The organism is Xenorhabdus griffiniae (assembly GCF_037265215.1).
GTDB lineage: Bacteria > Pseudomonadota > Gammaproteobacteria > Enterobacterales > Enterobacteriaceae > Xenorhabdus > Xenorhabdus griffiniae.
In genome coordinates this window covers 3,587,247-3,602,974 of record NZ_CP147737.1, presented here as the reverse complement: position 1 = coordinate 3,602,974, position 15,728 = coordinate 3,587,247, and the positions used below count along the sequence as shown (strand labels likewise).

Genomic DNA, 15,728 nt, shown 5'->3' with positions numbered 1-15,728 from the left:
TCATGCGCCGGATTTTGTCTGTATTACTTGAAAACGAATCGGGAGCATTATCCCGCGTGGTTGGTTTGTTTTCCCAACGAGGTTATAACATCGAAAGTTTGACTGTTGCTCCGACTGATGATCCCACATTGTCACGTATGACGATTCAAACCAAAGGGGATGCCAAGGTATTGGAGCAAATTGAAAAGCAATTACATAAGTTGGTGGATGTATTGCGAGTCAACGAATTAACAGCAGGGCCTCATGTTGAGCGTGAAATCATGCTGGTTAAATTACAAGCCAGCGGTTATGGACGGGAAGAGATTAAGCGCAGCACCGATATCTTTCGCGGGCAGATCGTTGATGTGACTTCAACACTCTATACTGTTCAATTAGTGGGAACGAGTGAAAAACTGGACGCTTTTCTTGATTCAGTCAGAGACGTGGCAGAGATTGTCGAAGTCGCGCGCTCGGGTATAGTTGGTGTCTCGCGCGGAGATAAAATTATGCGATGAAAAATCGTAATCTGCGGGTTAAAATACAGATATTCATTGAGCCCTACTGTAAAGTAGGGCTTTTTCATAATCTTACTAAGGGGTTAATGTGAAACTGGATGAGATCGCCCGCTTAGCAGGTGTTTCACGTACTACGGCCAGTTATGTCATCAATGGTAAAGCCAAGCAGTATCGGGTCAGTGATAAGACAGTAGAAAAAGTGATGGCAGTGGTCAGGGAGCATAATTATCATCCCAATGCTGTCGCTGCTGGCCTTCGGGCGGGGCGAACCCGTTCAATCGGTTTAGTCATACCTGACTTGGAAAATACCAGCTACACACGTATTGCCAATTATCTTGAGCGTCAGGCACGGCAGCGTGGCTACCAGTTATTGATCGCCTGTTCTGAAGATCAGCCTGATAATGAAATGCGTTGTGTTGAACATCTTTTGCAACGTCAAGTCGATGCGATCATTGTTTCCACTGCTTTACCACCTGAGCATCCTTTCTACCAGCGCTGGGCAAACCGCACATTGCCAATTATCGCACTCGACCGTGCTCTGGACAGCGAACACTTTGTCAGTGTGGTTGGCGATGATCTCGAAGATGCGAAGATGTTGGCACAGGAGTTGCGTCAATTTCCGGCTGAATCTGTCCTTTATTTGGGGGCATTGCCTGAATTATCGGTCAGTTTTTTGCGTGAACAAGGATTCCGCGAAGCATGGGAGCATGATCCACGGGAAGTAAACTATCTTTATGCCAATAGCTATGAACGTGAAGCGGCGGCTGAAGTATTTGCGTCATGGTTGGAAGCAAACCCTGTTCCTCAGGCTTTGTATACCACTTCATTTGCGTTACTTCAGGGCGTCATGGATACACTCCTCAAGCGCAGTGGTCGTTTACCAAGTCAACTAGTTATTGCCACATTTGGTGATCATGAGTTGCTTGATTTCCTTGAATGTCCGGTATTGTCGGTGGCACAACGCCATCGTGATGTCGCTGAACGTGCCCTTGAACTGGTATTAGCTAGTTTGAATGAAAAGCAACGTCCAACCCCCGGAATAACCCGAATGCGTCGTCATCTCTGCCGTCGTGGTAAGTTAAGCCGCAAAGCCTAATTGAGTACCCTCATTAAAGATGAGGGTGCTGTTTGTTTGCTGAAAATCATCAAAATACGCTTGTTGAGGTAATTTTGAGATTATTCTTACTAAAATTCTTCTAAACAGCTTTTAATGACCGTGAAAACCGATAATGTGTTATTTAAATTCACAAGATGAATAATTTTGTAACAAATGGTTATTGTTTATGTATGTTATTTGTTATTTGGGTATTATTTTTTTATTAGTTTGATATATAACCATTTTATGTTTTCAGATAAATGAAAAATTTCAAAATGTTATTATTTTTTATGCTATTGTAACTTAAATATATAGTTATTATTGATAAGGTTATGATGATTAACAACTGATCAACAATGAGATATGAGTTGCATAAATTAATTTAAGTGGTAATTAATTGGCTAAATTCCATTCTAAATTAATCTCGCTACAGATTTATTAAATTATTCAAAATTATCATAGTGTTATCTATTATTAACATAGCCAAAACTAAAAAATCCTTCTTTTTCTCTTCTGAATCTTTCTGTAAATCTAGCTAAAGCGCACGGGCTCTGGCTTGACAAGGTTTTCATACCATCCGTAAACTCTTAATTGTGGTGATTTGTGGGATAATGTGGAGATTTGGGCCATCAAGGGGTAACCTGAGTATGTTTCGTGGAGCAACACTGGTTAATCTCGATAGCAAAGGGCGGCTCACTGTACCAGCCCGATATAGAGAAATGCTGAATGAAGCATCAACAGGCCAAATGGTTTGTACTATTGATCTTCATCAGCCGTGTTTGTTGCTTTATACATTACCCGAATGGGAAATCATCGAAAAAAAATTATCTCGCTTATCCAGCATGAATCCAGCCGAACGTCGTGTTCAACGTTTGTTATTGGGACACGCCAGTGAATGTCAAATGGACAGCGCAGGACGTCTTTTATTAGCCAGCACACTGCGTCAGCACGCAGGGCTAACAAAAGAGGTCATGCTGGTTGGGCAATTTAATAAATTTGAATTGTGGGATGAGCAAGTTTGGTATCAACAGGTACAGGATGATATTGCGGCTGAACAATCTACACAAGAACCTCTATCAGCAAGGCTACAGGATTTATCACTATAAACATGGCAAATAGTCATTTTCAACATACCAGTGTACTGCTGGATGAAGCTGTCAATGGACTGAATATTCAAGAAGATGGAATTTATATTGATGGCACATTTGGGCGAGGGGGACATTCTCGTCTGATTTTATCAAAATTGGGCCCTAATGGACGTTTGATGGCGATCGATCGTGACCCACAAGCTATTGAAGCGTCAAAGGCCATTACTGACAAGCGTTTTTCTATTACTCATGGGCCATTTTCTGAATTGGTAACTTATGTTGAAGACGCTGGTTTGGTTGGAAAAATTAATGGCGTATTACTGGATTTAGGGGTTTCTTCCCCACAGCTGGATGATCCTGAACGTGGTTTTTCATTCATGCGTGATGGGCCATTGGATATGCGTATGGATACCACACGTGGGCAGTCCGCCGCAGAGTGGTTGATGAAGGCTGAAGCAGATGACATCGCATGGGTGTTGAAAACATTTGGCGAAGAACGTTTTGCCAAACGCATCGCGAAAGCCATTGTAGCACGCAACCAGGAACAGCCTCTTACGCGTACCCGTGAGCTGGCAGAGTTAATTGCTCAGGCAAGCCCGGTGAAAGAAAAGCATAAGCATCCGGCAACACGCAGCTTTCAGGCTATCAGGATTTACATTAACAGTGAACTGGAAGAGATAGAACGTGCATTAGATGGCGCACTGCGCGTTCTGGCACCACAAGGGCGATTATCTGTCATCAGTTTCCATTCGTTGGAAGATCGCATAGTGAAACGCTTTATCCGACAACACAGTCAAGGGCCACAGGTTCCAGTCGGTTTGCCTCTCACGGAAGCGCAGTTAAAAACGCTGGGGGGAAGAAGTCTGAAATCCATTGGCAAAATGAAACCCTCAGAGGGTGAAGTCGCCACAAACCCAAGAGCGCGAAGCTCGGTTTTGCGGTTTGCTGAAAAGGCGGGTGAATAATGGCTGGTGAACGTCATGGGTTAGTTGGAGTGATTGGTAATGATTTAATCCGTCATGCCAAACTCCCGCTGATTTTGCTGATAGCCGTTGTCGTTTCAGCTATCAGTGTTGTGACGGTCACCCATCAAACCCGCTTATTGACTGCGGAAAAAGAGCGTCAAGTGATCCAGCTTGATGCTCAGGATATTGAGTGGCGTAACCTGCTCCTTGAAGAGAACGCATTGGGTGATCACAGTCGGGTTGAACGGATTGCGACTGAAAAATTGCAGATGCAACACGTTGATCCAGGTAAAGAGAATATTGTGATCACTCAATGAGTCCAGTTGACAACCAAAAGGTGGGCGATGAAAGCTGCACGCTCTTTAAAGTTGAAAAAGCAAGAAGATAAAGCAAGTTTTGTAAGCTGGCGCTTTGCTTTGCTGTGTGGAGGCATTGGGATAGCTTTAATCGGGCTTTTGATTCGTGTTGCCTATTTGCAGATCATCAACCCTGATCGTTTGGTAAAAGAAGGTGATTCACGTTCCCTGCGCATCCAATCTGTTCCAACCGCCCGTGGCATGATCAATGATCGCAATGGGCGCCCGCTGGCGGTGAGTGTGCCTGTTGATGCGGTTTGGGCAGATCCCAAAGAAGTGTTTGAAAAAGGCGGCATCACAAATGACACCCGTTGGCAGGCTTTGGCTGATGCCCTTTCTATCCCTCTTGAACAATTAACCAGCAAAATTAACGAATATCCCAAGGGGCGTTTTGTTTACCTGGCCCGCCAGGTGAACACTTCTATTGGCGATTATGTCGAAAAATTGAAGTTACCCGGTATCTATTTGCGTCAGGAATCCCGTCGTTATTATCCGGCAGGGCAGGTGACAGCACATATTATTGGGGTGACTAACATTGATGGCAAAGGTATTGAGGGCGTTGAAAAGAGCTTTGACAACTGGCTGACAGGTATGCCGGGAAGCCGAACTGTTCGTAAAGATCGTACAGGGCGTGTTATTGAGGATATTTCATCTACCGATAGCAGAGCAGCCCACGATTTGACACTCAGCATAGATGAGCGTCTTCAGACGTTGGTGTATCGCGAATTGACGAAGGCGGTTGCACTGAACAAAGCCGAATCAGGTACAGCCGTATTGGTTGATGTCAATACCGGCGAAGTTTTGGCGATGGCAAACAGCCCATCTTATAACCCCAATAATTTGGCAGGAACGCCGAAAGATGCGATGCGTAACCGTGCCATCACCGATATTTTTGAGCCTGGCTCCACGGTGAAACCGCTGGTGGTGATGAGTGCACTGAATAGTGGCATTGTCAAAGAAAATACGGTGTTAGATACCAGACCATACCGATTAACGTATGGTTCGCGTGGTCATGAAATCAGAGACGTGGCACCACGCCCTGAGTTAACGATCACTGGGATCTTACAGAAGTCGAGTAACGTTGGTGTTTCCAAGCTGGCGTTAGCGATGCCCGCCTCAGAGGTGGTAAATGCTTACTCACGCTTTGGGATGGGAAAACCGACCAATTTGGGGCTGGTCGGAGAAAGTAGTGGCTTATTTCCAACTAATAAACAACGGTGGTCAGATCTTGATAGGGCCACCTTTTCTTTCGGCTACGGGCTAATGGTAACGCCATTACAGTTAGCGCGTGTCTATGCAACGATAGGCAGCTTGGGCATTTATCGCCCCCTGTCAATTACCAAAGTTGATCCCCCTGTACCGGGTACGCGGGTATTTCCTGAGCACATTATGCGAACAGTAGTGCACATGATGGAGAGCGTTGCATTACCAGGCGGTGGCGGTGTACGGGCAGCAATAAAGGGTTATCGTATTGCGATTAAAACGGGTACGGCAAGAAAAGTCGGGCCGGATGGCAAGTACCTCAATGATAAGCATATTTCTTATACCGCTGGGGTTGCACCTGTGAGTAATCCACGGTTTTCATTGGTTGTGATCATCAATGATCCACAGGCAGGTAAATACTATGGTGGTGCGGTTGCAGCGCCTGTCTTCGGCGCCATCATGAGTGGTGTTTTGCGTACCATGAATGTTGAACCAGATGCATTGCCTGTAGGCGATAAAAACGAATTTGTGATTAATAAATAAAGAGGATAAAAGTGGCAGATCGTAATTTGCGCGATTTATTGGCTCCTTGGGGTGTTGATACACCGGAGCTTCCGCTGCGTGAAATGACATTGGATAGCCGTAAGGCGGCTGCCGGAGATCTGTTTGTTGCGGTTCAAGGGCATCAGACTGACGGTCGAAAATATATTCCTCAAGCCATCGCTCAAGGTGTCGCTGCGGTGATTGCAGAAGCGAAGGGAGAAACGGATAACGGCACGATGCAGAAAATGCACGGTGTGCCTGTTATCTATCTGGACGATTTAAATAATAAATTATCCAAGCTGGCGGGTGAGTTTTACCAACATCCCGGCAATCAACTGAAATTGGTTGGGGTGACTGGCACCAACGGAAAAACAACAACAACCCAATTATTGGCGCAATGGAGCCAGGGGCTTGGCGAAACCAGTGCCGTGATGGGAACAGTAGGAAATGGTTTGTTGGGTATGGTCGTACCCAGCGAAAATACGACTGGCTCGGCGGTTGATATTCAGCTTGAGTTACAGCAGCTTGCTCATCAAAATGCCACTTTTGTGGCGATGGAAGTCTCTTCGCATGGTTTGGTTCAGGGACGTGTGGCCGCATTGCCATTTCAAGCGGCTATTTTTACTAATTTAAGCCGTGATCACCTTGATTATCATGGTGATATGGAAAGTTACGAAGAAGCCAAATGGCGACTGTTTAGTAGCCATAATGTGAAGCAGAAAATCATCAATGCTGATGATGCGGTTGGGCAGAAGTGGTTGTCCCGTCTGCCAGACGCAGTTGCTGTTTCAATGGAAAATAACGTGCCAGAAAATTGGCAAGGGCGTTGGTTATCAGCCAGTGAAGTGCATTATCACGATAAAGGTGCATCCATCACATTTACTTCCAGTTGGGGAAATGGAACGCTCAATAGCCCTTTGATGGGCGCATTCAATGTCAGTAACTTACTCCTGGCGTTGACCACTTTGTTGTCTCTGGATTATCCCTTGGCGGAATTGCTATCGACAGCGTCTTCTCTGAAACCTGTTTGTGGGCGTATGGAAGTTTTTTCCGCCGCTGGTCGTCCGACAATTGTGGTTGATTATGCCCACACGCCTGATGCTTTGGAAAAAGCCTTGTCTGCGGCTCGTCTGCACTGTAAGGGGCAACTTTGGTGCGTATTCGGTTGTGGGGGTGATCGCGACAAAGGTAAACGGCCATTAATGGGAGGGGTGGCAGAGCAGGATGCTGATCGTGTGATTGTCACTGATGATAACCCTCGCAGTGAAGAGCCTCAAGCAATTGTGGCTGATATTCTGCAAGGATTCATCGACCCAGGGCAGGCAATCGTGATTCATGGGCGTGTTGAGGCTGTCACCAGTGCCATTATGCAAGCAAGCGAAGAAGATGTTGTTTTGGTGGCAGGTAAAGGCCATGAAGATTACCAACTGGTTGGCAACCGTCGTCTGGACTACTCAGATCGCCTGACCGTTGCGCGTTTATTGGGGGTAATTGCATGATCCCTCTGACGCTACAGCAATTGGCACAGTTGACGAACGGCTTGTTATATCGCGTTACCGAGCAGCAAGCTGAAACTGTGCCAATTCATACTGTGGAAACTGATAGCCGTAAGATTGGGTGTGGCGGGTTGTTTATTGCCTTAAAAGGGGAAAAATTTGACGCCCACGATTTCGCCGCTGACGTTGTGAGGCAGGGTGCTGGTGCTTTATTGGTTAGCCGTCGTCTGGATATTGATTGTCCACAAGTTGTGGTTGAAGACACACGTTTGGCGATGGGAAAACTGGCGGGCTGGGTTCGTCAGCAAAGTAAAGCACGCATTGTGGCTTTAACTGGCTCGTCGGGTAAAACATCCGTAAAAGAGATGACCGCCGCGATCTTGCGTCAATGTGGAAATACCCTTTATACCGCAGGCAACTTCAACAATGACATTGGAGTGCCATTGACCTTGTTCAGACTGACTGATGAACACCAGTTTGCTGTGATTGAACTAGGGGCGAACCATATTGGTGAAATTGCTTACACCACGGAAATGACGCGTCCTGAAAGCGCATTGGTCAATAACCTTTTCTCTGCTCATTTGGCAGGATTTGGTTCTTTGGCTGGAGTGGCAAAGGCTAAAGGTGAAATCTTTGCCGGCCTTGCTCCGACCGGAACCGCCATTATCAATCTGGATAGCAATGATTGGGGAAATTGGCAGCACAGCATTAGCGAGCAGCAAACAGTATGGCGCTTTTCCGCATCATCAACAACGGGGGCGGATTTTTACGCAACAGACATTTTAGAACAACCGTTGGCAACGCATTTTTGTCTCCATAGCCCAATTGGAAGCGTTGAACTGACCTTACCATTGCCGGGCAAACACAATGTTGCTAATGCGTTAGCTGCCAGTGCGCTGGCAATTTCTGTGGGTGCATCGCTGGATAATATTCGCACCGGCTTATCGGGATTGAAAGCGGTTGCAGGACGTTTATTTCCTATCTCTCTGGCGGAGGGAAAAGTGCTATTGGACGACACTTATAACGCGAATCCAGGCTCCATGATTGCTGCGGCGAATGTGTTAGCGCAGATGTCCGGTTATCGGGTTATGGTTGTTGGTGATATGGGAGAATTGGGGACGCAGGTGATTGAATGCCATCGAGAGGTGGGCGAAGCCGTGGCATCCACAAATATAGATAAGGTACTCAGCGTTGGAGTTTTCAGTGCTCATATTAGCGACGCGAGTGGTCGGGGGCAGCATTTTGCAAACAAGGCTGAATTAGTTGCAGCGCTGCTTCCTTTATTGGAACAACACGAAATGATTTCCATTTTAATTAAAGGTTCACGCAGTGCCGCGATGGAAGAGGTAGTGAACGTACTGAAGGAGAACTTCCAATGTTAGTTTGGCTAGCCGAATATTTGGTTAAGTATCACACAGGCTTTAACGTCTTCTCTTATTTGACGTTCAGAGCCATCGTCGGCTTGCTGACTGCATTGGTTATCGCGCTATGGATGGGGCCAACTTTGATCGCTTATCTGCAAAAATTGCAAATAGGCCAAGTTGTACGTGACAACGGTCCTGAGTCCCATTTTAGCAAGCGTGGGACACCGACAATGGGAGGATTGTTGATTCTATTCTCCATTACAATCTCTGTGTTGCTGTGGGCTCGTCTGGATAATCCCTATGTCTGGTGTGTCTTGCTTGTTTTAGTCGGTTATGGCGTTGTGGGTTTTGTGGATGATTATCGCAAAGTGGTACGTAAGGATACTAAGGGGTTAATTGCTCGTTGGAAATATTTCTGGCAGTCCGTTATTGCCTTGGGTGTTGCGTTTGCTATGTACAGCATCGGCAAAGATACCTCTGCAACACAATTAGTCGTGCCATTCTTCAAAGAGGTTATGCCGCAACTGGGCTTGCTTTACATTCTGCTGACTTATTTTGTGATTGTAGGAACCAGTAACGCGGTGAACCTGACTGATGGCTTAGATGGCCTCGCCATTATGCCGACAGTACTTGTTGCAGCCGGTTTTGCTTTAGTGGCATGGGCAACAGGTAACGTGAATTTTGCGAACTACCTGCATATCCCTTATTTGAGCCATGCGGGTGAACTGGTGATTGTCTGTACTGCGATTGTCGGTGCAGGGCTGGGTTTCTTGTGGTTTAACACTTATCCGGCGCAAGTGTTTATGGGCGATGTTGGTTCATTGGCTCTGGGTGGGGCATTGGGCACCATTGCCGTATTACTGCGCCAGGAGTTTTTGTTGATCATCATGGGCGGCGTTTTTGTGGTGGAGACTTTGTCTGTCATCTTGCAGGTTGGCTCATTCAAACTGCGTGGACAGCGCATTTTCCGTATGGCACCGATTCACCATCACTATGAATTGAAAGGTTGGCCAGAGCCACGCGTTATCGTGCGCTTTTGGATTATTTCCTTGATGCTGGTGTTGATTGGTCTGGCAACGTTGAAGGTACGTTAATCATGGCTGAGCGTCTTATGACGGAATACAAGGGTAAAAAGGTTGTCATCGTTGGGTTAGGGATGACAGGTCTCTCCTGCGTTGACTTTTTTATGACGCGAGATGTGCTCCCGCGTGTGATGGATACCCGTATTGTGCCACCCGGCAGCGATAAGCTGCCTGATAACGTCGAATGCCACACCGGCAGCCTGAACCAACAATGGTTGTTGGATGCCGATTTAATCGTTGCCAGCCCGGGTATTGCACTGGCAACACCTGAATTGCAAGCGGCGGCTGATGCGGGTGTTGAAATTATCGGCGACATTGAGTTGTTTTGCCGCGAAGCGACTGCGCCAATCGTTGCCATTACGGGTTCAAATGGCAAAAGCACCGTAACTACTCTACTTGGCGAAATGGCGAAGGCAGCGGGGTGGCAAGTGGGAGTGGGGGGCAACATTGGTGTACCGGCACTGGAGTTGCTGAAACAGCCCTGTCAGCTCTATGTACTGGAACTGTCCAGTTTCCAACTTGAAACCACTTATAGCTTGAAAGCAGCGGCCGCGACGGTACTGAATGTAACCGAAGATCACATGGTTCGTTATCCCAAAGGGTTGGCACAGTATCGGGCAGCGAAGTTGCACATTTACAATCGGGCAAAAACTTGTGTAGTCAATGAACAGGATGCGCTGACATTACCAGAAACAGGCAAAGATAGCCGTTGTATCAGCTTTGGTGTGGATAGTGGTGATTATCAGCTTGATAGTGAACACCAACAACTGGTGGTCAATCAACATCCGGTGCTGGCAACGCGCGAAATGCAGTTGGCCGGTCAGCATAACTATACCAATGGCTTGGCAGCATTAGCGCTGGCAGATGCTGTAGGCATTCCTCGTGCCGCCAGCCTTCAGGCTTTACGTACCTGCGCCGGACTAGAACACCGTTTTCAGGTCATTCATATGAGAAATGGTGTTCGTTGGGTGAATGATTCTAAGGCAACCAATGTTGGCAGTACCCAAGCGGCACTGAATGGATTGAAACCGGAAGGGACACTCTATCTTTTATTGGGGGGAGATGGAAAAGCGGCAGATTTTACCCCACTGAAACCCTATATATCGGGGGAACATATTCGTCTTTACTGTTTTGGTCGTGATGGCGGGCAATTCGCACAACTGCGTCCGGAAATTGCAACACTGACGGAAACAATGGAACAGGCGATGAGAGAAATTGCACCCAAGCTGGTTTCTGGCGACATGGTATTGCTGTCACCCGCTTGTGCGAGCTTTGATCAGTTCAACAGCTTTGAACATCGTGGTCATGAATTTGCTCGTTTGGCAGAGGAGTTAGGCTGATGACCATTCCAGGCCTTGGTAAATTTAAAACTTGGTTGGCGGGAAATGTGGAGGCAGATACCACAGATACCGTTATGTATGATCGTACCCTGGTCTGGATGATATTAGGGTTGGCTGTGATTGGCTTTGTTATGGTAACGTCGGCATCCATGCCCGTTGGACAGCGCCTTGCTCAAGATCCCTTTATTTTTGCCCGACGTGATGCCATTTATTTGTCACTGTGCTTTTTCTTGTCCCTTATTACGCTGCGCATTCCAATGGACTTCTGGCTGCGTTACAGCAATGTCATGTTATTAGTGACGATCATGATGCTGGTTGTGGTGCTGTTTGTCGGGAGTTCAGTCAATGGGGCATCACGTTGGGTGGCGATTGGCCCATTACGTATTCAACCAGCGGAATTGTCGAAACTCTCACTCTTTTGTTATCTCTCCAGCTACTTGGTTAGAAAAGTGGAGGAAGTAAGAAACAACTTCTGGGGATTTTTCAAACCGATGGGTGTCATGGTTGCATTAGCGATATTGTTGCTGGCGCAGCCTGACTTGGGGACAGTGGTGGTGTTATTTGTCACAACATTGGCACTACTGTTCTTGGCGGGCGCGAAATTGTGGCAGTTTCTGGCCATTATTGGCTGCGGCATATTTGCCGTATGTGTACTGATCGTTGCTGAACCTTATCGTATACGCAGGGTGACCTCTTTCCTGAATCCATGGGAAGATCCTTTCGGCAGCGGTTATCAGTTAACCCAATCGTTAATGGCATTTGGTCGTGGCGACTTCTTTGGGCAAGGACTGGGAAATTCAGTGCAAAAACTTGAATATCTGCCGGAAGCCCATACTGACTTTATTTTTTCCATTCTGGCCGAAGAATTGGGTTATTTCGGTGTGGTTTTAGTGCTGGCAATGGTATTCTTCGTCGCTTTCCGCGCAATGATGATTGGTCGTCGGGCATTGCAGCTTAATCAACGGTTTTCTGGTTTTTTGGCTTGTGCCATCGGCATATGGTTTAGCTTTCAGGCGTTCATTAACGTTGGCGCGGCGGCAGGTATGCTGCCAACCAAAGGATTAACATTACCTTTAGTCAGTTACGGTGGCTCTAGTTTGATAGTGATGTCAACGGCCATCGTCTTGTTGTTGCGAATTGATTATGAAGTACGTCTGGCAAAAGCACAGGCGTTTGTAAGGAGCCCTAAATGAGTGGCAAAAACCGGCGTTTGATGGTGATGGCTGGTGGTACGGGAGGGCACGTGTTCCCGGGGCTGGCTGTTGCCCACCATTTAAAAGAGCAGGGGTGGGATATTCGCTGGTTGGGAACCGCGGATCGCATGGAAGCTGATTTAGTGCCAAAACATGGTATTGATATCGAATTTATTCAGATTTCAGGCTTGCGGGGCAAGGGGCTCAAAGCATTGCTTACTGCCCCAATTAGAATTTTTAAGGCTATTCGACAGGCAAAAGCCATTATGCGCCGTTATCAGCCAGATGTTGTGCTGGGTATGGGAGGGTATGTCTCTGGGCCTGGTGGAATAGCCGCATGGTTGTGTGGCATTCCGGTTGTACTGCATGAGCAGAATGGTATTGCAGGGCTCACTAATCGTTGGTTAGCCAAAATTGCCAAAACAGTTTTACAAGCATTTCCGGGCGCATTCTCCGATGCGCCGGTTGTTGGTAACCCCGTAAGGGAGGATGTATTGGCACTGCCAGAACCAATGCAGCGTTTGACTGGGCGTGAAGGCGCTGTTCGGGTGCTGGTTGTTGGCGGTAGTCAGGGAGCAAGAGTGCTGAACCAAACTATGCCGGAAGTGGCGGCTCGCTTGGGCGATAAAATCACTTTATGGCATCAGGCGGGCAAGGGCGCCAGGGAAGAGACGCAGAAACACTATGAAAATTCGGTCACATCTGAATTCAAGGTAACTGAATTTATTGATGATATGGCGCAGGCTTATGCGTGGGCTGATATTGTCGTATGCCGTTCTGGTGCACTGACGGTCAGTGAGGTTTCCGCCGCAGGTTTACCGGCGATTTTTGTTCCTTTCCAGCATAAAGATCGCCAGCAATATTGGAATGCCTTGCCTTTGGAAAAAGCGGGAGCCGCAAAGATACTCGAACAGCCCGAATTTACAGTTGATGCTGTCGTAGATCTATTAACTCAGTGGCAACGTCCACAATTGCTGGAAATGGCAGAAAAAGCACGTTCAGTAGCCATCATTAATGCCACTGAGCGTGTAGCAGCAGCGTTGAACGATGCTGTAGAGAATCATTCAGGCCGTTCCAGGTAGAACGGTGATGTAAACATAACGAGTGAAGATTAAAACGTGAATACACAACAGTTGGCGAAATTAAGAGCTTCAGTGCCTGAAATGAGAAAAGTCAGGCATATCCACTTTGTTGGCATTGGTGGTGCTGGCATGGGTGGTATCGCCGAGGTGTTGGCTAATGAAGGTTATCAGATAAGTGGTTCTGATCTGGCACCCAATCCTGTCACACAGCAATTGATCGCACTGGGTGCAACTATTTATTTTAATCACCGTCCAGAAAATGTGCGGGACGCTAGTGTCGTGGTGGCATCCACAGCGATTTCAGCGGAAAACCCAGAAATTGTGGCTGCGCGTGAAGCGAGAATCCCAGTGATCCGCCGTGCGGAAATGCTGGCAGAACTTATGCGTTATCGCCATGGTATCGCGATTGCAGGAACGCATGGAAAAACCACAACGACGGCAATGATTGCGGGTATTTATGCTCAAGCAGGTCTTGATCCTACCTTTGTGAATGGTGGATTGGTCAAAGCGGCAGGCACACATGCTCGATTAGGTAGCAGCCGCTATTTGATTGCAGAAGCAGATGAAAGTGATGCTTCATTCTTGCATTTGCAGCCCATGATGGCGGTTGTCACCAATATTGAAGCTGATCACATGGATACCTACCAGGGTGATTTCGAAAACTTAAAACAAACGTTCGTTAACTTCCTGCATAACCTGCCATTTTATGGGCGTGCGGTTATGTGCATTGATGATCCTGTTGTGAAAGAACTGATCCCCCGAATTGGCCGTTATATCACGACCTACGGTTTCAGTGAGGAAGCAGACGTTCGTATTACCCATTATGAGCAGAAAGGGGCTCAGGGATTTTTCACCATCAGTCGATCTGACTTGCCGGATTTGCATGTGGTGTTAAATGCTCCCGGACGCCACAATGCGCTGAATGCCACTGCCGCTGTTGCAGTGGCAACAGAAGAAGGCATTGATGATACCGCTATTCTGGCGTCTCTGGCTGAGTTTCAGGGAACTGGACGCCGTTTTGATTTTCTGGGGGATTTTCCTCTTAAACATATCAATGGCAAAGAAGGTAGCGTGATGCTGGTTGATGATTATGGTCATCACCCAACAGAAGTTGATGCCACGATTAAAGCGGCACGAGCGGGTTGGGGGGATAAGCGTATTGTCATGGTATTCCAGCCACACCGTTATACAAGAACACGTGATTTATATGATGATTTCGCCAATGTTCTAAGTCAGGTTGATGTTCTATTAATGTTGGATGTGTATGCCGCAGGTGAAACGCCGATCCCAGGTGCGGATAGCCGTTCTTTATGCCGTACTATCCGCAGTCGTGGCAAATTGGACCCGATTTTTGTATCAGAACCTGAACAAGTTTCAACCGTCCTGTCACAGGTGATAGAAAACAATGATTTAGTCTTGGTTCAGGGTGCCGGTAATATCGGTAAAATAGCGCGCAATTTGGCTGAAACAAAGTTGCAGCCATCTTTTTATGAGGGAGGACATCATGGTTGATAAAGTTGCTGTTCTGTTGGGCGGAACTTCCGCTGAACGCGAAGTTTCATTGCAATCAGGACATGCGGTTGTGGCAGGGCTGAAAGAAGCGGGCATTAATGCTTATTCAGTTGATACAAAAGACTTTGATGTGACTAAACTCAAAGAGGAAGGATTTAATAAAGTCTTTATCGCACTGCATGGTCGCGGTGGTGAAGATGGTACATTGCAAGGTTTGCTAGAATTTTTGCAAATTCCTTATACTGGCAGCGGAGTGATGGCTTCTGCCTTGTCAATGGACAAATTGCGCACAAAACAACTCTGGCAGGGAGCAAAACTGCCTATTTCACCTTATGTCGTTATTAATTCCTTAAAATTTGAACAACTTAATGATTTTCAACTCAAAGAGTATGTTCAAGAATTAGGTCTACCATTAATGATTAAACCGAATCTGGAAGGCTCCAGCGTAGGGATGACCAAGGTGAATGAATATGCCGAATTGCGTGGCGCCCTGGCGCTGGCATTTAAATACGATACTGATGTGTTGGTTGAAAAATGGCTGTTTGGCCCTGAATATACCGTCGGATTTTTAGGCGATGAAGCTCTTCCTTCTATCCGCATTCAGGCTTCAAACACATTCTATGATTATGATGCGAAATATATTTCCAACCAAACACAATATTTTTGTCCAAGCGGCTTGAGTGCAGAAAAAGAGCAAGAGCTATTAGATATCGCCTCAAAGGCGTATAAAGCGCTGGGATGTCGTGGTTGGGGGCGAGTCGATATCATGGACGATGGGAAGGGTAATTTCTACCTGTTGGAAGCGAATACTTCCCCTGGCATGACCAGCCATAGCCTTGTGCCAACTGCTGCGCGTCAGGCTGGATTAAGTTTTTCTCAACTCGTAGTGAGAATTTTGGAGTTGGCTGATTAAT

General features: G+C 46.9%; 13 protein-coding genes and 1 pseudogene. All 14 read left to right on the top strand.

The window, feature by feature from the left end:
- Positions 1-2: 2 nt before the first annotated feature.
- A complete protein-coding gene (gene ilvN, locus WDV75_RS16125) occupies positions 3-494 on the top strand; it encodes an acetolactate synthase small subunit (RefSeq protein WP_189758534.1) in 492 nt (163 codons plus the stop codon).
- Positions 495-582: 88 nt separating this feature from the next.
- Positions 583-1,590, top strand: a complete 1,008-nt coding sequence (cra, locus tag WDV75_RS16120; protein WP_189758533.1) for a catabolite repressor/activator — start codon at positions 583-585, stop codon at positions 1,588-1,590.
- A gap of 647 nt (positions 1,591-2,237) precedes the next feature.
- Complete coding sequence (gene mraZ / locus WDV75_RS16115; RefSeq protein WP_273570410.1) at positions 2,238-2,696, top strand: division/cell wall cluster transcriptional repressor MraZ; 459 nt, start codon at positions 2,238-2,240, stop codon at positions 2,694-2,696.
- A 2-nt stretch (positions 2,697-2,698) separates the two neighbouring features.
- Complete coding sequence (gene rsmH / locus WDV75_RS16110) at positions 2,699-3,643, top strand: 16S rRNA (cytosine(1402)-N(4))-methyltransferase RsmH (RefSeq protein ID WP_273570411.1); 945 nt, start codon at positions 2,699-2,701, stop codon at positions 3,641-3,643.
- Positions 3,640-3,960 (top strand): cell division protein FtsL, encoded by a 321-nt coding sequence (ftsL, locus tag WDV75_RS16105; RefSeq protein ID WP_273570431.1) that lies wholly within the window; start codon positions 3,640-3,642, stop codon positions 3,958-3,960. Before rsmH ends, ftsL begins: the two co-directional genes overlap by 4 nt.
- A 27-nt stretch (positions 3,961-3,987) precedes the next feature.
- Positions 3,988-5,770: pseudogene (locus tag WDV75_RS16100) on the top strand (peptidoglycan glycosyltransferase FtsI).
- Positions 5,757-7,244 (top strand): UDP-N-acetylmuramoyl-L-alanyl-D-glutamate--2,6-diaminopimelate ligase, encoded by a 1,488-nt coding sequence (murE, locus tag WDV75_RS16095; protein WP_273570413.1) that lies wholly within the window; start codon positions 5,757-5,759, stop codon positions 7,242-7,244. Before WDV75_RS16100 ends, murE begins: the two are co-directional and overlap by 14 nt.
- Complete coding sequence (gene murF, locus WDV75_RS16090; RefSeq protein WP_273570414.1) at positions 7,241-8,623, top strand: UDP-N-acetylmuramoyl-tripeptide--D-alanyl-D-alanine ligase; 1,383 nt, start codon at positions 7,241-7,243, stop codon at positions 8,621-8,623. Before murE ends, murF begins: the two co-directional genes overlap by 4 nt.
- Complete coding sequence (gene mraY, locus WDV75_RS16085) at positions 8,617-9,699, top strand: phospho-N-acetylmuramoyl-pentapeptide-transferase (protein ID WP_189758527.1); 1,083 nt, start codon at positions 8,617-8,619, stop codon at positions 9,697-9,699. The genes murF and mraY overlap by 7 nt, the downstream gene beginning before the upstream one ends.
- A 17-nt stretch (positions 9,700-9,716) precedes the next feature.
- Positions 9,717-11,027, top strand: a complete 1,311-nt coding sequence (gene murD, locus WDV75_RS16080) for a UDP-N-acetylmuramoyl-L-alanine--D-glutamate ligase (protein WP_273570432.1) — start codon at positions 9,717-9,719, stop codon at positions 11,025-11,027.
- Positions 11,027-12,220: a cell division protein FtsW gene (gene ftsW, locus WDV75_RS16075; protein ID WP_273570415.1), complete on the top strand. Its 1,194-nt coding sequence runs from the start codon at positions 11,027-11,029 to the stop codon at positions 12,218-12,220. Before murD ends, ftsW begins: the two co-directional genes overlap by 1 nt.
- Complete coding sequence (gene murG / locus WDV75_RS16070; protein ID WP_273570416.1) at positions 12,217-13,302, top strand: undecaprenyldiphospho-muramoylpentapeptide beta-N-acetylglucosaminyltransferase; 1,086 nt, start codon at positions 12,217-12,219, stop codon at positions 13,300-13,302. Before ftsW ends, murG begins: the two co-directional genes overlap by 4 nt.
- A 36-nt stretch (positions 13,303-13,338) precedes the next feature.
- Complete coding sequence (gene murC / locus WDV75_RS16065; protein WP_273570417.1) at positions 13,339-14,814, top strand: UDP-N-acetylmuramate--L-alanine ligase; 1,476 nt, start codon at positions 13,339-13,341, stop codon at positions 14,812-14,814.
- The gene (locus WDV75_RS16060) at positions 14,807-15,727 is read left to right on the top strand and encodes a D-alanine--D-alanine ligase (protein WP_273570418.1); all 921 of its coding nucleotides are present in this window, start codon (positions 14,807-14,809) and stop codon (positions 15,725-15,727) included. The genes murC and WDV75_RS16060 overlap by 8 nt, the downstream gene beginning before the upstream one ends.
- Position 15,728: the final 1 nt, after the last annotated feature.